The 20843-nt window shown below is 68.3% G+C and carries 20 protein-coding genes; 19 read left to right on the plus strand and 1 reads right to left on the minus strand.

The genetic code is table 11. From position 1 onward, the window contains the following. Positions 1-60: 60 nt before the first annotated feature. From ABZT12_RS35405 to ABZT12_RS35430, 6 genes are all read left to right on the plus strand, one after another. Positions 61-1563 carry a hypothetical protein gene (locus ABZT12_RS35405; RefSeq protein ID WP_356392681.1) on the plus strand — a complete coding sequence of 501 codons (1503 nt, stop codon included), beginning with the start codon at positions 61-63 and terminating at the stop codon, positions 1561-1563. Positions 1564-2353: 790 nt separating this feature from the next. Further along, positions 2354-4000 carry an ATP-binding protein gene (locus tag ABZT12_RS35410; RefSeq protein WP_356392684.1) on the plus strand — a complete coding sequence of 549 codons (1647 nt, stop codon included), beginning with the start codon at positions 2354-2356 and terminating at the stop codon, positions 3998-4000. Between the two features lie 33 nt (positions 4001-4033). Continuing rightward, entirely contained in the window at positions 4034-4456 is a 423-nt protein-coding gene (locus ABZT12_RS35415; protein WP_356392687.1) for a roadblock/LC7 domain-containing protein, read from the plus strand. After that, the gene (locus ABZT12_RS35420; RefSeq protein ID WP_356392690.1) at positions 4456-4824 is read left to right on the plus strand and encodes a DUF742 domain-containing protein; all 369 of its coding nucleotides are present in this window, start codon (positions 4456-4458) and stop codon (positions 4822-4824) included. Before ABZT12_RS35415 ends, ABZT12_RS35420 begins: the two co-directional genes overlap by 1 nt. After that, positions 4802-5419 carry an ATP/GTP-binding protein gene (locus ABZT12_RS35425; protein ID WP_356392693.1) on the plus strand — a complete coding sequence of 206 codons (618 nt, stop codon included), beginning with the start codon at positions 4802-4804 and terminating at the stop codon, positions 5417-5419. Before ABZT12_RS35420 ends, ABZT12_RS35425 begins: the two co-directional genes overlap by 23 nt. Beyond that, a complete protein-coding gene (locus ABZT12_RS35430; protein ID WP_356392696.1) occupies positions 5412-5984 on the plus strand; it encodes a GAF domain-containing protein in 573 nt (190 codons plus the stop codon). The genes ABZT12_RS35425 and ABZT12_RS35430 overlap by 8 nt, the downstream gene beginning before the upstream one ends. A gap of 1 nt (position 5985) precedes the next feature. Here ABZT12_RS35430 and ABZT12_RS35435 read toward each other — a convergent pair whose 3' ends face one another. Beyond that, complete coding sequence (locus ABZT12_RS35435) at positions 5986-7173, minus strand: acyl-CoA dehydrogenase family protein (RefSeq protein WP_356392699.1); 1188 nt, start codon at positions 7171-7173, stop codon at positions 5986-5988. 667 nt (positions 7174-7840) lie between these two features. Here ABZT12_RS35435 and ABZT12_RS35440 point away from each other — a divergent pair. From ABZT12_RS35440 to ABZT12_RS35500, 13 genes are all read left to right on the plus strand, one after another. After that, entirely contained in the window at positions 7841-8779 is a 939-nt protein-coding gene (locus ABZT12_RS35440) for a hypothetical protein (protein WP_356392702.1), read from the plus strand. 133 nt (positions 8780-8912) lie between these two features. Further along, positions 8913-10556, plus strand: coding sequence for a hypothetical protein (locus tag ABZT12_RS35445; protein ID WP_356392705.1), 1644 nt, complete (start codon positions 8913-8915; stop codon positions 10554-10556). 136 nt (positions 10557-10692) lie between these two features. Further along, complete coding sequence (locus ABZT12_RS35450; RefSeq protein WP_356392708.1) at positions 10693-11223, plus strand: GntR family transcriptional regulator; 531 nt, start codon at positions 10693-10695, stop codon at positions 11221-11223. A 153-nt stretch (positions 11224-11376) separates the two neighbouring features. Next, the gene (locus ABZT12_RS35455) at positions 11377-12408 is read left to right on the plus strand and encodes an endonuclease/exonuclease/phosphatase family protein (protein WP_356392710.1); all 1032 of its coding nucleotides are present in this window, start codon (positions 11377-11379) and stop codon (positions 12406-12408) included. Between the two features lie 94 nt (positions 12409-12502). Then, positions 12503-13231 carry a hypothetical protein gene (locus ABZT12_RS35460; RefSeq protein WP_356392713.1) on the plus strand — a complete coding sequence of 243 codons (729 nt, stop codon included), beginning with the start codon at positions 12503-12505 and terminating at the stop codon, positions 13229-13231. A gap of 425 nt (positions 13232-13656) precedes the next feature. Then, positions 13657-13839: a hypothetical protein gene (locus ABZT12_RS35465; RefSeq protein ID WP_356392716.1), complete on the plus strand. Its 183-nt coding sequence runs from the start codon at positions 13657-13659 to the stop codon at positions 13837-13839. Further along, on the plus strand, positions 13836-14300 hold the full coding sequence (locus ABZT12_RS35470; protein ID WP_356392719.1) for an NUDIX domain-containing protein: 465 nt from the start codon (positions 13836-13838) through the stop codon (positions 14298-14300). The genes ABZT12_RS35465 and ABZT12_RS35470 overlap by 4 nt, the downstream gene beginning before the upstream one ends. Before the next feature lie 116 nt (positions 14301-14416). Further along, entirely contained in the window at positions 14417-16210 is a 1794-nt protein-coding gene (locus tag ABZT12_RS35475; protein ID WP_356392737.1) for an ABC transporter ATP-binding protein, read from the plus strand. 168 nt (positions 16211-16378) lie between these two features. Next, positions 16379-17554, plus strand: a complete 1176-nt coding sequence (locus ABZT12_RS35480; RefSeq protein ID WP_356392721.1) for an NUDIX domain-containing protein — start codon at positions 16379-16381, stop codon at positions 17552-17554. 224 nt (positions 17555-17778) lie between these two features. Then, on the plus strand, positions 17779-18339 hold the full coding sequence (locus ABZT12_RS35485; RefSeq protein WP_356392723.1) for an NUDIX domain-containing protein: 561 nt from the start codon (positions 17779-17781) through the stop codon (positions 18337-18339). A 41-nt stretch (positions 18340-18380) separates the two neighbouring features. Continuing rightward, entirely contained in the window at positions 18381-19358 is a 978-nt protein-coding gene (locus ABZT12_RS35490) for an endonuclease/exonuclease/phosphatase family protein (protein WP_356392726.1), read from the plus strand. Next, entirely contained in the window at positions 19355-20044 is a 690-nt protein-coding gene (locus ABZT12_RS35495; protein WP_356392729.1) for a 2'-5' RNA ligase family protein, read from the plus strand. Before ABZT12_RS35490 ends, ABZT12_RS35495 begins: the two co-directional genes overlap by 4 nt. After that, complete coding sequence (locus tag ABZT12_RS35500; protein WP_356392732.1) at positions 20041-20685, plus strand: 2'-5' RNA ligase family protein; 645 nt, start codon at positions 20041-20043, stop codon at positions 20683-20685. Before ABZT12_RS35495 ends, ABZT12_RS35500 begins: the two co-directional genes overlap by 4 nt. The last annotated feature ends 158 nt before the right edge of the window (positions 20686-20843 follow it).

The raw sequence follows: 20843 nt of genomic DNA on the forward strand, positions 1-20843 counted from the left end.
GGCCAACTCAGGACTTCGACCAAGGCGATGGTTTCACCCTCGCGCAGTGAAAGGAAATTCATGCGTCACCCGACGCTCCTCGATGCGATCCTCGATAAGCGAGGGTGGCGGCGCTACGAGGTATTCGTGACGCAGCTTGCCAGTGCTGGAGCCAGGGCGGCCAAGCATTATGAGAATCCGCGTCTGGCCAGGGTGAAGAGTGTCACCAAGACCACGTACGGGCGGTGGTGCGCCGGTACGCAGGAACCGCGTGGTGACACGGCCACTGTCATGGAGTTCTGGTTCGGGCACAGCGTGAAGGAGCTTCTCGGCCCGGCACCGGAGCGGGAGTTGGTGCTCGCCAGGAGCCCCCATGACGCCTCCCTCGCTGCCGCGCACCGGCTGGACATCAGGTTCGACACCTCGTTCCTGTCCGTCGCGGCACCTGCGCCAGGAGCCGGCGGGGTGTGGCACATGGACGGCCTGCGGATCCTGGATGGGACGTCTGTCGCGGTCCAAATGTACGAGGCAGCCCTCCAGCCCGGCTCGGTAGTGATTGGTGCAGAGGACCTTGAGCACCTGAGGTACTTTACTCGGTCCACGCGCCGGGCCTTGCTCCTTGGATCCCTCGGTGCCCAAGGAGCCGACGATCTCTATGCGTTGGATGCGGCGCACGCACGCCGTCAGCTTGCGATGCCTGTGCAGCGGCTACCGATTCCCATGCCGTACCGGCTCGATGAGTTGACCTACGCTCTGCTGTGGGCCTGCTTGAACCTGGACGACAGTCTCCTCGCGGATGACGCTGCTCTCTACAGCGAGCAGCAACGGCTCGACTTCCATCTTGAGCAGGGCCGCTCAGCTGCGGCCCGAACTGCCTATTCGGATCTTTCTCAGGTTGGATCCCTGTGGCTTGGGTCGCATGCCTGCGCTGCGTTCGTCGAGCGGCATCTGAATATCGGCGATGTAAGTCCTGTTATGTGGTCGCGGGCCCAATTCGGGGAACAAGCCGCAGGATGGCTCCTGTTCCGCGAGCGCCACCGTGTTCTTCAGTCCATGCGTGACCGCTCCGCGGGCCTCGAAGGCACACCCGGATGCGCGCTGTGCGTGCCTGAATCCGCCGTGCACGGCAGCGAGCCGTATGAACGGCTGTTGCTGCTTCTCATGGTCGCGTTGATGGAGTCGTACGGCCTGACCGTCTGGGTCTGCACACAAGAGGACTACGCTCGGCTCCCGGAATTCCACCTGACCTCGGACCGGCGGGTCATTGTGGCCGACTGGCTCGGCGCCGACGCCGTATGGAACGTGGAGAGCATCGAGGGCACGGGTGCGACCGACGCCTTCACCCAGGCGATCAAGCATGCGCAGACAGGCACTATCGCCGACGGGGCCACGCCCGCCGAGCGGATACACGCGTTCGCCGACTACCTCGGCCTCGGCCAGGACTGGAACCGACTGATCGAGCGCTGCCGCGAACTCGGTTCATGCGGCACCGCCGGCCTGCTGCGGGCACGAAGCCGCCTGATCCACACAGCGGAAATCGACCGGGTACTGCGCTTTGTCGGAGAGTTCGACCTCACCTCCTGAAGCGCAAGCCCCACCATGACCCGCGGCACCACTTGGCACCAACAGAGCCAACGATGTGTACGGCGCCCCCTGCACCCGGAATAGGTGCGGTGCAGCGCGGCGTACTCCGCAGCGGTTGATCGTGCACTCTCATCGCCGTCGTACGCAGCAGCTTGCTGGCCGCCCCTCTCCCGCACAGCCTTCGGTTGAATCTGTGCCCCGGAACAGGGACGTACGGACATCGGGCGCCTCGACGAAGGCAGCGAAGCTGCAGAACACTCCGAGCAGGCCCGGTAATCAAGCGCCACCGCCGACACACGCCCTGCTCCCGTCCTCACGGGAGTCATCCAGCCGAAGGACACTTCCGCCCAGCCGGGGAAGTAACTCCGGCACCACATCCGCATCGTTGCCGTGTCGTCCCGGCCATCTCACTCTGATCCGACACGCCGATTTATTCGGAAAGCCCGAATGCGGCCCGGCCGGGCGTCCACGTGCACCTTGAAACGACTCACGAACGACTGCTCCAGGTGTAGCGACGACCGGTTGAATCGAGCAGGCTCTTCGTTACTCCTGATGCCGTTGGGAACAGGCTTTCCTGCGGGGCCATTTGGCTGTTGCCGAGGAGACATGTCGTTCGGACCTCGGCGGCGTGGCGGCGTCCAAGTGTCGTCCGCCGGACCCTGCCCGGTCGGCACTTTGATGCCGTCAGCAAGTCCGGTGCACGGCAGAGAGCTTCCTCGGCATCAGGCTGGTCAGCAATGCGTCGGCACCGCGCCGGAGCTCAATCCATCCTGTCGTTTCGAGGACATCGATGTCTGCATTCACCTCGCCCGCTGCCGACTCGCCGGGCCCGGTACGCAAGGGAGTCCGGCACCGCCGGATTCGCAAGGATCCAGCCCCGGGAGCCCGGGAGCTGCGCCGCCGGTTGATCTGGCTGGCGGTCGCTCCTACGGGCTCCGTGCTCCTGCTGACGGTGGTCGCCGGCCTGTACATCAGTGGGGAGCCCTCCTCCCCGAAGGCAGGCACCTTGGTAATCGCGGGACTCGCAGCGGCTGGCACCATCGCACTCGTGGCGGCTTGCTACCGCGCGTCCACCGTTGCCAGGGAAGTCGACGGAGAGACCCAACTCGTCGCGGAGTGGCTGGAGTACCTGGACAAACAAGTAGCCGCAGGTGGCGAGGAGGCCCGTCTCGGGGCGGTCCGGTTGCAGAGGGGGCAGCGCCCCGTCGTGACCGCTGCCGTGTCTGCCATTGAGGGCGACCACCCGTTCGCCCAGCTGGCGCGTGACCTGCATGCCTACCGGACAGTGGTGGGAAACGCCATGACGCAGGCCGCAGGCCAGCGTGTGCAGGTCTTCGTCAACTTCTCCGATCGGCTCAAGAGCCTGGGCAACGCGGCACTGGCGAAACTGGACGATGTGGAGCGGGACGTCGAGGAGCCCGACCATCTCGCAGCCCTGTACAGCGTGGATCACGACATCACCCGCATCAAACGGGCGGCAGAGAGCATGGCGGTGATGGGCGGTGTCCCGTCTTCACGCGCCGAGGGCCCTCAGTCCATCAAGGCCGTGCTCCGGCTGAGCATCCAGGAGATCCACACCTACACGCGGGCCAAGGTGGTCACGGCTCCGGTCGCCTACCTTCCCGGATATGCCGTGGCCTCGGTGACCCACCTGCTGGCCGAGCTGTTGGAGAACGCGACCGCCTTCTCCAATCCGTCCACCCGGGTAGACGTGAACGCCTCGCTCGTTCCTTCCGGACTGCTGGTCGAGATCGACGACAAGGGCGTGAGCATGGAGCCCGAGAGGCTCACCGAGATGAACGCCTTGCTCGCCGACCACGAACACTCGGACGTCGGCGCGCAGTTGATCACGGCGGGCCAGAACGGACTGTTCGTCGTCGCATCCCTCGCCCGCCGCTACGGCGTCACCGTCCAACTGCGGAAGAACATGTACGGCGGCATACAGGCAGCGGTAATCGTGCCACGCACGCTCTTGGAGGACGGCCACCTGGAGGTCTCCGAGCTACAGCGGCAAGCCTCTCGCACGCCGGTGCCCCGTAGCCCCGCATTCCGACCGCAAGCGACAGCGCCTGCCGGTCAGAACTCCGCGGCCTCAGCCGGTCAGGACTCTGCCGCCCACCCGCCCACGTCGGCGGATCGGCCCGCCCGCCACGCACCTGGAGATGTGGTATCGGGTCCTCCGGAGACGGCCACCCTGTACCTCGTCGACAGCGGTACGCACAGCGGAGCCAGGGCGTTGCGCCCACTTCCCGTACGCCCCGACGATCTATCGGCCCCCGAGACGACCGAACCGCTGGAACCCTCCCCAGCCGGCGCTGTGCGGCGCGACGCGCCTCCGACCGAACACAACTGGCAGCTGGCCGCGCAATTCACGAGCGGATGGCACTCGGCGCCGGATGAAGGCGGGGAACCCGAGCACCCTGCCCCCGCCAGCTGACCCCCCACCCTTTGATCCAAGGAGAAGATCACAGTGACCTCGGACACCTCGACCGACGGCAACGGCGGCCTGGACTGGCTGCTCTCCGACCTCGTCGACCGCGTGCCCTCGGCGACCGCCGCCACGGTGTCGTCCTCGGACGGCATGCTCAAGCACTACTACGGCATCAGCAAGGACGACGCGGACCGGCTGGGTGCGCTCGCAACCGGAGCCTTCTCACTCTGCGGCCAGGTGAGTTCGCTCCTGCCGGATGCCAAGGGCGGCTTGGGAATCCAGGTGATCATGGAGACCGAGGCCGGAATGATGTTCGCCGCGCGAGTAGGCGCCAACAGCGTGCTGGCGGTACTCGGTACGAAGGGCATCGACGTGAGCGTGATCGGCTACGAGATGCGGATGCTGGCCACTCGGGCCGCGCCGATCCTGGCTACCGCGGTGCGGACCGCAGTGGCCGGCTGATGCCGGCCGCCGAGCACGCTCCACAGCTCTCCGGCAGCGGTCCGACCAGGCTGCGTCCGTACGCCGTCAATGAAGGCCGCACCCGCCCACGTCTGGACCTGGAGCGCACCACGCTGGTCAAGGCGTGCCGCACCGCCCCGCATCCGCCCCAGGGGGCGCCAGAACGTTCGGACGCCTTCGCGCTGTGCCGGACCAAACTCACGATCACCGAGATCGCCGGACGGATGCGACTGCCGGTGCAGGCCGTCAAGGTCCTCGTCGCCGACCTGATCACCGAGAAATTCCTGATGGAAATCCCGGCCCAACAAGCCGACGCCAAAGACCCGGACACCTTGAGGAGAGTCCTTGCAGGTCTCGAAGCCCTCTGACCAGCCGCTAAGCCAGTTGAAGGTCGTCATCGCCGGCGGTTTCGGCGCGGGCAAGACCACCCTCATCGGCACGACGAGCGAGATCGAGCCGATCTCGACCGATGAACAGCTGACCGAGGCCGCGATCGGCACGGACAAGATCGACGGTGTGGAGGGCAAGACCACCACCACGGTGGCCTTCGATTTCGGCCGCATCAGCCTCGACAGCCAGAACCTGGCCCTCTACCTCTTCGGTACCCCGGGGCAGGAGCGCTACCAGTTCATGTGGAACGACATCGTCGAAGGCGCCATAGGCGCTGTGGTCCTGGCCGACACCCGTCGTCTGGAGGACTGCTTCGACTCCATCAACTACTTCCTGAGGCTGGGCCTGCCCTTCATCGTCGCCGTCAACCTGTTCGAGGGTGCTGATCGCTACCCGCTCGATTGGGTTCACACGGCACTGCGCCTTGAGGCAGGCACACCCGTCGTCGGGTGCGACGCCCGTGACTCCCGTTCGGCCCGACATGTGCTGATCACCCTGGTCAAGCACGCGCACGCTATCGCCGTCCGCGCACGCCACTCACCTCCTTCCCCCGCCCGGAGACAGCATGTCTGACCTCACACGTACCCAGCGCACCCTGCACGCCCAGACTCCGCATCGGATGGCACGGCTGTACCAGCTCGCCCTCGCCGACCGTCCCGACGAGGAGTTCGACCGCTTCACCAAGAGCCTGGCCCGTGATTCAGGGATCCCCGGGGCACTGGCGATGTCCAACGCGATTTCGGACCGGCAGTTCTTCACCGGCATACACCTGCCCTCGGCAGACGAACTCGGCTCCGTCGCCGAGGCCGAGGCCCTGGCCGCCGCCGTGGGACGGGTCATGCCGCTGGAACACGGCTACTGCCCCGAGACGCTGGACCGGACGAAAGCCCTGATCCTTCCCGACGTCTGCATGAAGCCCGACTTCGCGGGCAACGATGTCGTCGACCTGGTCGGCATCCGCACGTACATGGGTATCCGGCTAATGGACAAGGAGATGGGGATCCCCCTCATGACGATCTGCGTCGTCGGCCGTGATATCCGCCCGATGGAAGACGGCCGACGGATGCTCGCCTACATGAAGGAGCGCGGGGCGCAGGGCCAGTACCTCCTCGACCGGCGCATCGACGCACTCTCCTGATTCACGACGGCGCGGGGGCAGCGAACCGCTGGGACCACTGCGCTCCCGCCGTCGCACCCCGCGCCAGGCGGGCCAGCCGCAACCGCTGCACATCAGAAGTCCCGGCCGGCGCGAAAATCGGCTGGGCATCGCGGAAGAACCGCTCCAGCGGCCGGTCGGTGAACAGCCCGCACGCAGCGTGCACCTCCAAGGCCAACCGCGCCGACTTCACGCCGAGTTCGTAGTTCATCAGCTTCGCCGTCATCAGCGCACCGTCGCAGGCCAGGCCGCGATCCTGCATGTCGGCCGCTGCATAGGCGAGGGTCCCCGCCGTCTCCAGGTTGGCGACCATCTGACCCAGCCGCTGCTCCACGGTACTCAACTGGCTCAGGGGCTGGCCGTAGCGCTCGATCTCGTCTGCGAAGCGCAGGGTCTCCTCCACGGTCGCCCGGTGCACACCGAGTGACACCGCGGCCAGATTCGCCCGCCCGTACAGGACGCTGGAGGAGTCGGCCACGTCCTCGCCTTCGCCCACCCTCCCCAGCAGGTTCTCCTCCGGCACCCAGACGTTCTCCATGACCACGGTGCCGAAGGAGAACCCGTTCAGCCCGAGGGCCGGCACCTGAGGGCGTAGGGAGACGCCGTCGCACTCCTTCTCCACGAGGAATGCCGACAGGTCACCTCGCCCCGAACCAGTTCGTACGACCACGCAGTGCAGGTCGCCGACGTGGCTGTTGCCCACGTGCGCCTTCTCCGCGTTCAGCAGCCACCCGCCCCGTCTCCGGCGGGCCCGCCCCTGGATTCCCGCGATCTGGCTTCCTGAGACCCGCTCGGTCACCGCGATCGTAGGAAGGCACTCTCCTCGGCAGATGGCCGGGAGCCAGCGGGCCTTTTGCTCCGCACTGCCGTAGTTGATGATCATGGCGACCGGGATCAGTGACGCCTGGACCGCGGCTCCCATCGCCCCACAGGCACGGGCGAGTTCCTCGATGACGATCGTCTTCGCGAGATAGCCCGCGCCCATCCCGCGGTAAGCCGGATCGACGGTCACGCCGATCCAACCTCGCCGGGCAGCCTCCCGGATCAGCTCGTCATCGACGCTCCGGGTCTGCTCCCACACAGGTATTCGCGGCAGTACTTCGGCCTCGGCGAACGCCCGGACCTCAGCCCGCAGCTCATCGTGGCGCTCCGTGGTGACGCGACCGAACACCAACGACCTCCCTCGACAGGCCCCGACGGCCGCAGCCCGCACGTACGACGGCGTACGTCGGCCACGGCCTCGGGGGCCGACTACCGTTCCCACGATGCCCGCCGACCCGGCGACCGGCCCGGGCGGACACGGCCCACGCAGGTCGGCGCCGCTCATCCGGGCCTCGTTGGTGATACCGCGCTACCACCGTGACGATTTATCGCCTTCGTTGCACCACCATCGTTGAATCGTTCAAGTGTCGTTTCGCCCGGTGGGCCGATCTCGCAGCATCCCTGGCGAGGCGGAAAGTAGTAGTTTGCCGGGCTCTTCTGAACAGCGCTTCACCCAAACGACCGCCGAACGATCCCACTGCCGCGTAGCAGCGATAAGGACCTTCGGCCAGAGTTGTACCGCCCCGGGCAGCCGTGCTGACGCACCGGTCTTCGGTGCACGCGCTCGGCGTCGCGGTTGCCCTGGGGCACTTGGGAAGTCCCGCTTCCCGTACGCCGGTGGGGCGGGTGCCCGCCGTCCGGTGTTCCCGGGATTCTGCCGGGAATCACGCCCCGACATCGGTGCCGCGCAGGGTTCGGCTTGCCCGGTAACTGCTCCGCCGCCAAACAGCCTGGATGTCTCCCCGCTCGACAGAGCGTAAACGCTCGTTCAACGGTCCACACGCTTAGGGAAGGTCATGTCAACTGCTCGGCGAATCAAGGTCGTCAGCTGCAACTTCGAACTCAACGGCAACGGAGACTACGAGAAGTGGCTGGCCATGCAGCAGCGGCTGGCAGGGCTTCGCCCGACGATCCTGTGCCGTCAGGAGACCTTCGGCTATGCCCCGACCGGGCGCGGATCCACCCTGTTCGGTGAGTCCAAGCGCACCACGAAACTCGCCGGCGACCTCGGCCCGGGCAAGCACGCCACTGCCCTGTACTACGACCCCGCAGTGTTCGAGCAGATCACCCTGTGGGACACCGAGTGGCCCGGCTGGCTGCTGCACCCCACCGCGATGACCCTCCGCCTGCGCGGTACGCGGGACGTCGACGTGGTGGCGGGCTGCGCCCACCTCTCCTACAACTCACCCAGCAAGCGCAAGGCCGAGGCCGAGGACCTGACGCGGCTCGCTGATCGTGTCGAGGCGTACGAGAACGAGCGGGGTGTGGGGAAGAGGAAGCTCCCCGTGCTCGCGATCGGGATGGACTGCAACAGTTACATCGCCCCCGACCGGCTCGTCCCCGGCGAGCTGCCGGTTCCCCGGCTTGACGAGATCAATGACCTGCCGCACCGGGCCCATCGCAGCTATGAGGTCGCTCCCGGACAGCGGGTGATGGATTCCGAGCCGGACCGCATTCTGCTGACCGCGGGTCTGGAGGACGTCGCCCGGCACACTGCCCTTTCGCCCGGCGGAACCGGCCTGGCGGCCGTCGCGCCGACCGTGGATGCATGCGACACGCATGGCCCGGCACACCGTGTGGACCGCGTCTACACCACCAGCTGGCTGCTGCCCGCCGTGGTGGACGTCGAGGTCGTCGACATGTCGGGCTTGAGCGATCACCACACGGTGGTCGTGACGTACAGCCTCGACACGGTCATCGATCTCTACCATGACCGTTTCGCTCTCACCGACTGATCTATCCCCGCCGGAGCCGTCCGGCCCCAGGACCGCCAGTTCCGTCCGTGCCCCCCGTCGCGGGCGGAGCTGGCCTCCCCCTTTCGCCACACATGCCGACAGACCGCACCGAGAGCGCCCGACAGCGAAACTCATGACCCTAGCCTGCGAACACCTCAACGACCTGCCTGGTGATCCGGCCGGCGCCACGACCGTGGCGCCGCCCGCCGGTGCGCCGGTTCTCCTGGAGGAGGACCTGACGATCCTTCGTCTGATCGCGGCCGGGCGACGCCGTATCGACATCGCCGGAGCCACCTTCAACAGCGTCACCAAGATCGACGCACGGACGCGGCGACTGCGCCACGTGCTCGCGGCAGACAGCCGACAGCATCTCGCAGCTCTCAGCGCCGTGTATGGCCTGGTCGCCAGCGAGCGACTGCCCGGTATGCCCGGCATGCAGCCTCACGTGTCCGAGTACGATCAGAAGGTTCTCGATCTGATCGTGGCCGGGTTGAGTGCATCGCGCATCGCGGCCCGGTTCCAGTGCGACGTCGACCCCGTGAACACCGCCATTGCGCGGCTCGCCTTCGAGTTCGGCGCGGACAATCGGTGCCAACTCGCTGCTCACGCCGTACTGGTGGAGGCGGTGACCTGCCGCGCCGTCTCTCCGCGCTTCCCCGCCACAGCGCTTTCCGGCCTGCCTCCGTTCCACGTGACGACTACGGGCACCGGCGTCCTCCTGCATGCCACGCCGCCGCTGCCGTCGGCGCAATCCGCCCGCAGGAGCCCGGTCAGCAGCGCCCCGGATGTCCGGACACCTGACCCGACCGAGTCAGGCCGAGGCAAGGGACCAGTGACGGGATCACGAGGGGGCCCGGCGCCGTTCCCGCCGGAGCTGGCCACCTGGGTCAACAATTACGTGGGACGCCATCCGACGTGGGCGCTGCCCAACGACAGTTCCGGTGCCCGCGGTTGGCGGATGTCCTCGCCGGAAGGGATCATCGAGCTGCGGGTTCCCCGGACCCACGGTGACCTCCAGCGCGAGGTGTCCGCGCACCGGCACGCCATCGGCCGGCTGGGCGCCGGACAGGCACCGCGCCTGCTCGGGTTCGACCCCGGACTGCGGGCGCTGCTGGCGAGGCAGCCACGCGGCGAACGCGTGGATGACGCGCCCGACAGGGGCCTTCATCTGAGCGAATCCGTGCAGGAGCAGGCTGGGCAGCTGCTGCGCATCCTTCACGAGAGCACACTCGGGGCCGGCGATCGGCATGCTCAGGCGGCAGAGAACACTCGGCGGTACATCGACTACGTCGACCGCGTACTAGAACGGATCGATTCCCCGGCGCTGGCCGGGCACCGTGCGGTCATCGGGCACCGCCTGATCGTCCTGCGCGAGGCCCTGCCACAGCTACCGGTTGCCTTCTGCCACGGCTCGTTCGGTTTCGGCGCCTGGCGATGGCAGCGGGCGACACGGTCCCTGGCCCTGACCGGGTTCGAGCGCTCGCAGGTGATGGCCGCCGTGGTCGACTTCGCCCGGCCGTCACTGCTGTGGGCTGAGTATCCCGCTCTGCAGGACGCCTTCACCCACGGATACGGCCGGTCACTGGATGAGGGGGAGCGACGGCTGCTGGGCGACTTCGCCGTCCTTGCCGCCATCGAGGATCTGTGGCACACGAACCCGAAGGACGACGCCAAGACCTACGCACGCCTTGCCGGTGCTCTGCGTACGGCGGCGGGCCGGCTACCGGTCCCCGAGATCGTCACCGCCGTTCGCAGCATAGAGGCGACGACCGGATGAGGGACTCGCGCTGTGCCGCCGTCATCGTCTGCCAGACCCATCAGGTGCCGGAGTGGTTCCTAGCCACCGCGTCCCGCCTTGGTCCGGGCGTGGGGCCAACTCCATCCGTAATAGCCCCGAATGCGGTGATTGCCCTATGAACGCGTCGGCCCACCTCAGCGATGACGAGACGCGCTTGCTCGATCCGAAGCGAGCCGGGCAGGCCGGCCGGGTACACCGCGGCCTGCAGGAAGCGATCATCGAGGGAATCATCCCGTCCGGCGTCCTCCTGGTGTCCGCGGATCTGGCCAGCGGCTACAAAGTGGACTCCCACGTTGTGGCAGTCGCCCTGCGCGGTCTGGCCCACAACGGCTTGGTTCACCTGCACCATCTAGGCGCAACGGTATCGGATGCCCCAGCTGCTGCTCCGATTCCGCACCGGAGCCCCGGCCAGGCCCGCAGCCACATCGAGCTCACGATCCGTCGGCGTCTTGCGACGAGGATCTACCAGCCCGGGAGCATGCTCCCTCGCCAAAAGGTGCTCGCCAAGGAGTTCGGTGTATCCACTGCCGCCTACCGCCGCGCCGTCCAACCCCTGGTCGAAGAAGGCTTCCTGATCCCCTCCGTGAATCCCAGGGGCACACGGGCCAGCGATCGCCTACCGCAGGTTGAGACCGTGCCTTGCTGACTGTGCCGCAGGAGGCCACCACCACCGGTTGTCTCCCGGCCGCGCACAGTGCCCACCGGCTCCGCGCGGCCTCTGCCGACCAGCCCGTTCTGTCTTCCATCAGGTACGCGACCGGCGCCCAATCCCGTTTGTCCCTGGCCCCGAAGGATTCCCATGCCGATAGCCCGGCCGTCCTCCCTCGTCCCGTCGAAAGCGTCCTACCGCGAGCGAGTCGTGCGACTGGTGCAGTCGAACGTCAAGAACGACGCCGGCCCCGACGAAGAACCCGGAGCCCTTCCCCTCCTGTGGCATCAGAACTACGGGGAGCGGCTGGCTCCGCTGGAGGCCGACTGGCTGGGGCTGGCGGAGCTGACGTACTCGCAGGCCAGGCCCGATGCGAGCGCCGAGGTCAAGGAGGCCGCCGAACGGCGATGGCGGGCTCTGCAGCAAACCGTCGGGATGCGCGGCTTCCGCGCCCGTATGGGCCAGGGCCGCAACCCGACGGGTCTCCTGGTGAGGGAGTCCACGTTCACCGTTGGTCGTCAACACCATCTCCCCAAGGTGTTCCGGACACCCCCCACCAATGTGCCGCTGACGCTTCCGGAAGTGCCTGACGTGCCCATCGTGACGGCCGCCTTCCACAGTTCGTTCTGCTCGCCGGTCGGTCGGGCGGCCGAGGCGTACGAGCTGTCGGCGCTGGCGGACAAGGTCAAAGCCCAGCACGGCGCCGACGCTGAGCGCTCGCGGGCGGCCTGCTGGCTGTTCGGCGACACGAACGAGTACCCGCTGCCCGTCGGCGAGTCGGTACCGGAGATCGACTGGACCACGGTCACGGACCTCGTGCACCGTCGCCACCGCGCCCTCAAACAGGCGGACGGAACGTGGCGGAGCTGCACGATGCTGGACGACCTGATGCTGGACTGCAACATGCACGACCCGGCCCGGTTCGCCGCGCGGCGACTCGCTCAGCATGACGCCCTGGCACCGACGGCGGGGTTCGCCGCCGTCGGCCAGGGCGGCGACTCCCGGATCGACCGGGGCTACATGGACCCGTGGAGCGTCCAGGCCGTGCTGGGCGTCACCGTGCTGGACATGACCGGACTGAGTGATCACCACGTCCTGGTCGTCGACCTCTCCCATCGCAAGCTCATCGAAGCTCTGCGTCGGGCCTTCCCCCCGCTGGCCGCCTGGGACCTGGTCACCTGACCCGCACGGCGGGCTCATCTCCCACGGATCGCGGTATGTCTACGAACCGCTCGGCGCATCCCGAGCGGCCTACACAACAAGGAGCACCCGACTGGTGTCCACCCCCACCGAACTCCCGACCGCACCGCAGTCGTTCGTTCCCATTCCCGTGCAGCGCGAGGCCGACGAGATGGCCCGGCAAACGGGAGCTCAGCCGGAAATCACCTATGACGGCCCGACCATCAGGCTCACTCATGACAGCGGCACTGCGCGGATCGAGATGGTCTTCCGGTACGGCAGCCGGGGATGGACAAGAGCTGACTGCCGCTTGTTCTGCAACAACGTTCCCGTCGATGAGACCCCTTCTTGGGAGCTGTACGGGGCGCTCGCCAAGGGGCAGTCCACTCCCGGTACCGCGTCACTGCCCGTCCTGACTCCCTACGGCGACCACGACACACTGCCAACGGAGATCCGGCAGCAACTCGCCGTGCTGCAACACCGCTTGGGTGGCCGGACAGACATCACCGTCCACGTCGGGCGGGACGACGAGGGCCACCACGTGATCGCTCTCGCATCTCCGAAGGTAACGATGCACATGGTCTTCGAATGCCGACGCCGCCACGGCAGGCCGTACGCCGTTCCCGCCGGCATCGACCCGATCCGCGTGGTCACCGCGGACGGCAAGGACCTCACCAGAGAGATCCAGGGCAAGCTACGTCACGCACTCGCCCAGTTGCTTGCCGCGCCTCCTGGGACCAGCTCGGCTGACGGCGGCGACGGCCAGGCACAAGGGGCGCAGTCCGGTGGGCCGACTTCCCGCAAGGGCACCGTCCTGCGGCTGTAGCCCCCTGAGACTGCGCCGGTCCCCGTTCCGTATCGGGGCGTGACAAGGCCAGACGCGGGCCAGCCGGAGCACAGCAATCCCTCGATGGGGTGACGATCCCCTGTGCGAGTGAATCGAACATCGCGCCATGGTCGCACCACCCAGTTCCCCCAAGGCGGTCCGGCCCTCGTCGAACTTTCGACCGACCCATCGCTCCCCGGCAGCCGTAACTGCTTGTCCAGCAGGGCAGTTGTCAAGTCGCTCCACCCACGCGGCCCTTCACAGGAGGAATCCATGAATCCCGGCATTGCACTCCTCTGCGTTCCTCCTGCTCTCGAACAGCGGGGCCAGGCCGCCTCGCCCGGCCAGGCCCTCGATGCGCACGGTGTTGACGCTGTGCGCGTGTTCACCGCGGATATCTCAGACCTGGATCCGAGGTGGCGGGCATGAGCGTCGTCCAACCGATTCCGCCCATCCTCGGACTCCCCAAGGAGAAGCAGCTGGCGTCGCGCAGGCTGTCGGCGCTGGACGCGGCGAGCGCCATCTCCCGAAGCGTGCCCAACGGAGACGACAACATCATCGAGCGCGGGCGCGCGACGCTGGCCCGGCTGGAGGTGCCGGGCGCGTGAACGATCCGTACACGAGCCCGGTGAACGTGATGGTTCTACTGGTACGCGACGACGGCCGCCTCCTGGCGGTGCGGCACAAGGCGACGTCCAAGACTTCGCCGAATCAAGTCACGGTCAGCGGCGGCAAGTTGGAGGCCGGTGAGTTCGTGCACGAGGGTGCGCTGCGTGAGCTCGCCGAGGAAACCGGTGTCCGCGTCGCGCCCGAGGACCTGGAGTTCTGCCAGCTGGTGCACTACGAGGGACCGGACGGGGTGCGGGTGATCGGGACGGTGTTCACGGGACAGCGCTGGCAGGGCGAGGCTCACAACGCCGAGCCCGGCAAGCACGCCGCGGTCTTGTGGATCGATCCCGGAAGTCCTCCCCGAGACTGCCACCCCTATACCCGGGAGGTCCTGGAGAGTTTCACCGCCGGGCGGCTGTACACCACCCTCACCGTGCCGGCGGTCGGGGGCACACCATGACACGGCCGACCGTGCCCACGCAGGGCTCACGACCCGCGACCGACACCACGGGGAAGACGGTTGCGGCGCCTGCGCCCGCGGAAATCAAGTACACCGGGCAGTACTCGGTCAACCCCATGGACGGGGTGTCGTTCCGCGCCCTGTGCGCCCGGATCCCGTCGGTGCTGAAGAGGATCGCGGGCATGTCGTGGGCGGTCGACCGGGCGGCCGTCGTCCTGCTGCTGGTCTGCCAGGTGACGGTCGGCCTGACAGCGGCCGGACAGCTGACCGCCACGTCGAAGGTCATGCGCTCGCTCCTCGGGGACGGCACTGTTGAGGAGCGGCTGCACCAGGCGCTGCCGGCGCTGATCTTCGTCGCGGTGATGGCCGCCTTGTCACGTGCCGCGAGCGCGGTCTCGGCCTACGGAGACCGGCGGATCACTCCGAAGCTGACCACGGAGGCCGACACGGCGCTGGTCTCCTCGGTGTGCCGGGTGGAGGCCGCCGCCTACAGCGAGGACGGGTTCCACGACCGGCAGGAAGCAGCCGAGATGGGCGTGATCCGCACCCATGTGATGGTGGCCGACGCCCAGCAGCTGATGTCCTCGCTGATCCAGCTGGTCACGGCGTGCGGGGTTCTGGCGGTGCTGGACTGGCGGCTGCTGCCGTTCCTGCTGCTGGCCGTGCTCCCGGCCGGCGTCGGCTCGGTGCTGACCGCGCGCGTGGACTATGAGATCCACTACGCGAACATTGCCAACCGCAACGCCCGCGGGATGATGCGCTGGTGGGCGACGAGCCCGAAGTACGGGGACGAGGTCCGCGCCAACTCGATGTCCGGCTACCTGCTGTACTGGTACCGGACGCTGTCGCAGCAGGCGGACGACCGCTCGCTGGCCGCGGCTCCCCGGATCCTGCGGATCAACCTCGGGTCGGCGGCGTGCGGCGGGCTGTTCCTGGTGGCCACCTGGGGAGCGCTGTACTGGCTGGCGGCCACCGGCCAGATCGCGGTGGCGATCGCCGCGACCGCGGTCTTCGCCGTGCGAACCACCTTGGGCGCGCTGACGCAGCTGGTGCGTAGCGCCGCCGCGGTCTTCCACACCAGTCTCTACCTCGGCGACATGACCACCTTCCTCGACGAGGCGAAGGAACGTGCCCCGCACCGTGGCGAGTTGACGGTGCAGGCGCCCATCGAGGAGGTCCGTGTCCAGGGCGCGGTGTACCGCTACCCGGGCAAGGAGAAGCCGGCTGTCGACGGGGTGTCGTTGACCCTGCGGCGCGGGCAGATCCTGGCGCTGGTCGGGGTCAACGGCTCCGGCAAGACCACCCTGACCCGCCTGCTCGCCGGGATTCTCCTGGCCGACAAGGGCACGGTGACCTGGAACGGGATGGACCTTGCCGAGGTGGATCCGGACAGCGTGTGGGCGCTGACCGGTCTGGTGCCGCAGGTCTTCGCGCAGTGGCCGCTTCGGCTGCGGGAGAACATCAACCTCGGCCAGCCCCGTCCCGGCGGCGACGGGCCGGTGTGGGAGGCGATCGACGCCGTCGGACTGCGCGAGGCGGTCGAGGACCTGCCCGACCAGCTCGACACCCTGCTGGCGCGGGAGATCTTCAGCGGCGTGGAACTCTCCGGAGGACAGTGGCAGCGGGTGGCATGCGCCCGGGGCCTGCACCGGCTCCCGGAGCTGCTGATCATGGACGAGCCGACCTCCCAGGTCGATCCGGAAGGCGAGCACCGGGCGTTCGAAACGCTCAAAGCCATGGCGGCGGACCGCATCACGATCGTGGTGACACACCGGCTGGAAAATACCAAGATCGCTGACGCGATCGTGGTAATGGAGGAGGGCCGGGTCACCGAGCACGGCACCTACGAGGACCTCGCCGCCGGAGGCGGAACCTTCGCCCGCCTCCTCGCCCTGTCACAAGACCGCTGACCGCCAGGTGCCGCCCCGTATATGCCCGGGGCGGCACCCGCCTCCGTTCCGATCTCGGATTTCCCCCTTTCCCGAAGGAACTGTGATGACGACTGAATGCCGTGAGCCCGAGGCCGGGCAGCCCCAACCGGGCTTCGCCATGTCGACACCGGCCGGGAGGACGACGCGATGACATCCGAGGAGACGACCAACACCGAGGCGTGGACCGCCTATGGCCACCACCACATGCAGCGCGGCACGCCCCTGCCCGAAGTCGAGCGGATCGACTGGGGTCCCGGCGGCGCCGGTCCGGGGGATGCGATCCTCGGTGATCTCCGCGGCCGGCGGGTGCTGGACCTGGGCTGCGGGCCTGCCCGGCATGCCGCTCACCTTGCCCGCGTCCACCGCGCGCTCGTGGACGCCGTGGATTCCTCACCCACGCAGGTCGAGCGTGCCCGCACTCGCTACGACCAGCTGCCCGGTCTGAACGTGCTGCTCGCGGACGCCGTCGATCACCTGCGCTCCGCCGCACCGTACGACGTGATCTACTCCGTCCACTCCGTCCCGTACATCGACCCGCACCGGCTGCTGCCCGCCCTGAGTACGGCACTCAAGCCCGGCGGCAGGCTGTGCTTCACCGTTCTGCACACCAACTCCCATGGCAATGGCCCCTCCACCGCGTTCGTGGCGCGGCCGGAGACTCTGCGGCTGGCCGACGGTCCGGAACTGACCGTCCAGATGTGGGTGCTCACGCCCGAACTGTGGGAGGACCTGCTGGTCCAGTACGGGCTGCGCGTGGAGAGCATCACGGTCCTCGACGCCCCGGAAGAGGACAACCACGCCTCCTACCGGCTCTTCCAGGTCCGCCGCCCCGTACGCGTCACGTCCCGCCCGCGCACCACGCGGCCACCCGTGGCCCACGCGGCACTCGGCGTCGGCATCATCCTGTCCGGGCCGGACGGCGTACTGCTGGGCCGGCACCGCCGGCGCACGATCGAGTTGCCGGGCGGCACCGTGGAGCCCGGAGAGTCACTGTCCGGGGCTGTCGTGCGCGAACTGGCCGAGGAGACCGGTCTTACGGCCCTCCCGGAGGACGTACGCCTGCTCGGCATGCTCGTCGACCACGTCGGCGATGTCGTCCGCGTCACCGTGGCCGCCCTCGTCACCAGCTGGCAGGGAACGCCCGCCGACCAGCCCGACGAGAGCGTGACCGGCTGGCGCTGGTGGCCTCTGGACGCCCTGCCGTCCGGTCTGTTCGAGTGCAGCGCCCAAGTCCTGGCCGCTTGGCGGCCCGACTTGACCATCGACCACCCGCCCGCGCACTTCACCCCGTTTGCCGACCCGGCGACCGCCGCCGCGGAATGACCGTGGCAGACGGCAGCCCGCCTCACGGTCCGGCCAGCAGCCCGCGCCACCGACGAACTACGTCCGGGCCGCCTCCTGGACAAGCACCATCCCCGTCTCGTCCTCACCTGGAACCTGCAAACGCCCAGCTCTCCCTCAGCTGACTACCCCCGCAGGTGGCACGTCCTTGTGCGTCGCCGCCTGCATGCCAAGTCCGGTACGCCTCTCGATGATTCGGAGCCCGTATGACCTCTCCACCGCCCAGCGACCCCGCGCCGCACGGCACCGCGATGCCGGCCGCCGCGTACGGAGCCTCCCGGGCCACCCTGTGGACCGGTGTGTCCGTGCTCATCACCGACACAGCCGGCCGCGTCCTGCTTGAGCGCGTGACCTACCGCACCACGCGGCTTCTGCCCGGCGGCGCAGTGGACACCAAGGAAGCCCCCACCTGGGCCACCGCTCGCGAGGTCCTGGAGGAACTCGGCGTCCGCCTGCCGATCGGCCGGGCCCTGGCTGTGGACTGGGTCCCGTCCACCACCCCCGGCTTCGACCCCGCCACATTCCCCGGCGAGATCATCTACGTCTTCGACGGCGGTATCTGGGACAGCGACCAGATCGCCGCGATCCGCCCGCGCCAGGGCGAGATCGAAGGCGTCGACTTCGTCGACCCCGCAGACCTCCCTGCTCTGATGGCGCCCGGGAACGCCCGCCGCGCCCTGGCCGCTCTCCACGCCCGCGAAACCGACGGCGCGGTGGTGCTGGAAGACGGCTACCCGATCGGACCGCCGCCACCTACTTCCTGCTGAACCTGCCAGGTCAACTCACGGACTGTGAAAGGACATTCGCGTTGCTGAAGATAGGCAACTACAACGCCTACAAGCTCCGCTTCGACGGCCGCGGCACCGACGCCTGGAAAGCCCGCGTCGCCGCAGTCCGCGAACTCGACCCGGACATTCTCGGTGTCCAGGAGATCGTGGTCGATGCCCCTAACACCCCGCGCAAGCAGTGGGATGCCGTGGCCGCCGATACGGTGGCAGCGTTCGCCGACGACTGCGGACTGACCGCCGAGATCACTCCCACCGACGGGTATCCGCACGGCGTGGCGATGGCCGCCGACGGCCACCCCCACCGAGCCTGGTACACGGCCGCATTGTGGAAACCAGGTGCGGTCGGCTATGTCCCGGACAGCTACCGGCCGCTGGGGGTTCCGGATTTCTGGCACGGACTGACCACCATCGCCTTCGACGTCGGCTCCGGCGAGCCCGTCGTCCTGGTCGTGTACCACGGTGACCCCTTCCGACCGGACTGGCGTTTCCAGGAAGCGCTACGGATCAAGGGCCTTCTGCGCCGCACCGGAGGGGTCAAGCCCGCCATCGTGGTCGGCGATTTCAACGCCCTGTCCGCCGCCCAAGCCCAAGTGCCAGGCCCGGACGGGGCACTGGTCTTCTACGACGGCGAGGCGTACGCCGAGCAGGATCACGACGATCTCGAATACCAGGTGCAGGCCGGCACCATCGGCGGGGCGCAGCTGGCCGACCGGCGCCAGAGCGACGTCCTGCTGCGCCGCGGGTACATGGTGGACGTGGCAGCCCATCTCGGCGTTCCGTGGCAGGCGACGACCGGGCACTGGGAGGACGGGGAGGGCGACCCCGACCCGTGGGGCCCGCGGAGGATCGACTTGATCCTTGCCACCCGTCCCGTCGCTCCGGCCGTGACCGCGTACGGCGTCCTGGACAGCGAGACTGCGCTGGCCGGTTCGGACCACCGGATCATCTGGGCCACCGTAGATCCCGCGCTGATCGCGGTTCAGGGGGGTGGCCGGTGAGACGGTTCCTGAGCCAGCAGCGGCTGTGGACGACGACGGACGGGCCGGACGAGGACCGGGTCAAGCCGCATGTGCTGTGGCTGCCGCACGGCCAGCCGCAGGTGCTGGCCTACTTCGCGCGCCTCCGTGAAGTCCTGGCCCCCTACCAGGACATCATCACTCCCGTCGCCGAGCCCGACCTCCACATGACGGTCCAGAAGATGGAGTCCGCCGACCGTGACGGTCGGCGTATCGACACCGCGCGCCTGCTGAGTGCCGCACCGGCCGTCCAGGAGGCGCTCGCCACGGTGGCGCCGGTCAGGGTCGAGATCGGCCCGCCCCGCGCGTCCGGGTCCGCCGCCCTCACCGACGTGTGGCCCGAGGACGAGCTGCGCCAGCTCTACCTCACCGTACGGGCCGGGCTCGACGCCGCCGGCCTGGCCCTGCCAGGGCCGGCCGACTGGTTCTGGGGTCACATGACCGGCGGCTACGGCCTCCAGGACACCGACACACCCGCGTTGGCGGCGCGTTCGGACCGTCTCGCCTCCGAACTCGGCCGCGTCCTTCGCCCCGGCGCCCGCGTCGCGGCCACCGTCTCCTCCCTCTGGCTGGTCCTGGAACGGCAGGATCCCGACGCGAACCGCTACACGTTCGACCGTGTCCAGGAGATTCACCTCGGCCGCACCGCACCAGGAGAAGGATCATGAAGCAGTTCGTGCCGGCCTTCCGTGGCCGGGACTGGGAGTCGGGGGCCGGAGCACTCCATCTCTATGTGCGGCCCGAACCGGCGGACCGGGAGTTCTACGACCTGGCCGCGGCCTGCCGGGAGGCGATGAGCGAGTATCCGATCTGGTGCGTGCCCGACGACCTCGTGCACATCACCGTCGAGATGGACGCCTCCGCCCCCAGCGCCGATATCAACGCCGCCGAGCGCACCCGCCTGATCACCGCCCTCAAGGGCGAACTCACACGTATCGAACCGTTCACCCTGTGGTGCGGCAGTCCCATCGCGAACCGTACTGGGGCCATCCTCGACACCCATCCCGACCAGGGTCTCGTAGCCCTGCAGAATCTGGTCCGGTCCGCGCTGTGGAAGGCCCGCGACACCTCGGCCATCGCCCACGAGGGAGGACGCGGGCACGCCTCTCTCGGCTACGCCTACGACCGTGCCGACTCTGATCCGCTCCAGAGCGCCCTGCGCCGGATCAGCCCCAGCCACGCCCCGCTGACCCTCTCCCGCCTGCATCTGCTCGACGTGCGCTGGACTGCCCACCCACGAGCGGCCGGCGGGGTCCGGTGGGAGATGGACTGGGACCCCATCGCGGTCCTCCCGCTCGGAACTGAGTAACCGCCCCCAGGAGACGACACCTGAAGGAAGGCACGTGGCACCAGGGTGCCCGTGGGGCAGAGACTAGTGTCCTGCGCCAGTAGTTGATCGTTAGTAGTGGTATGACTTCTGCTGCTGGTGCGTCAGTTCCTCGTCGGGGCCCGAGGCTGGAGCCGTTG

The organism is Streptomyces sp. NPDC005423 (genome assembly GCF_040606415.1).
Taxonomy (GTDB): domain Bacteria; phylum Actinomycetota; class Actinomycetes; order Streptomycetales; family Streptomycetaceae; genus Streptomyces.

What these genes read in the sequence shown, in the direction of transcription:
- ABZT12_RS35485 (WP_356392723.1), top strand. Translation starts at nt 17,779, where the DNA reads ATGACCTCTCCACCGCCCAGCGACCCCGCGCCGCACGGCACCGCGATG.
- ABZT12_RS35500 (WP_356392732.1), top strand. Translation starts at nt 20,041, where the DNA reads ATGAAGCAGTTCGTGCCGGCCTTCCGTGGCCGGGACTGGGAGTCGGGG.
- ABZT12_RS35405 (WP_356392681.1), top strand. Translation starts at nt 61, where the DNA reads ATGCGTCACCCGACGCTCCTCGATGCGATCCTCGATAAGCGAGGGTGG.
- ABZT12_RS35480 (WP_356392721.1), top strand. Translation starts at nt 16,379, where the DNA reads ATGACATCCGAGGAGACGACCAACACCGAGGCGTGGACCGCCTATGGC.
- ABZT12_RS35420 (WP_356392690.1), top strand. Translation starts at nt 4,456, where the DNA reads ATGCCGGCCGCCGAGCACGCTCCACAGCTCTCCGGCAGCGGTCCGACC.
- ABZT12_RS35430 (WP_356392696.1), top strand. Translation starts at nt 5,412, where the DNA reads ATGTCTGACCTCACACGTACCCAGCGCACCCTGCACGCCCAGACTCCG.
- ABZT12_RS35465 (WP_356392716.1), top strand. Translation starts at nt 13,657, where the DNA reads ATGAGCGTCGTCCAACCGATTCCGCCCATCCTCGGACTCCCCAAGGAG.
- ABZT12_RS35410 (WP_356392684.1), top strand. Translation starts at nt 2,354, where the DNA reads ATGTCTGCATTCACCTCGCCCGCTGCCGACTCGCCGGGCCCGGTACGC.
- ABZT12_RS35455 (WP_356392710.1), top strand. Translation starts at nt 11,377, where the DNA reads ATGCCGATAGCCCGGCCGTCCTCCCTCGTCCCGTCGAAAGCGTCCTAC.
- ABZT12_RS35475 (WP_356392737.1), top strand. Translation starts at nt 14,417, where the DNA reads ATGGACGGGGTGTCGTTCCGCGCCCTGTGCGCCCGGATCCCGTCGGTG.
- ABZT12_RS35450 (WP_356392708.1), top strand. Translation starts at nt 10,693, where the DNA reads ATGAACGCGTCGGCCCACCTCAGCGATGACGAGACGCGCTTGCTCGAT.
- ABZT12_RS35440 (WP_356392702.1), top strand. Translation starts at nt 7,841, where the DNA reads ATGTCAACTGCTCGGCGAATCAAGGTCGTCAGCTGCAACTTCGAACTC.
- ABZT12_RS35445 (WP_356392705.1), top strand. Translation starts at nt 8,913, where the DNA reads ATGACCCTAGCCTGCGAACACCTCAACGACCTGCCTGGTGATCCGGCC.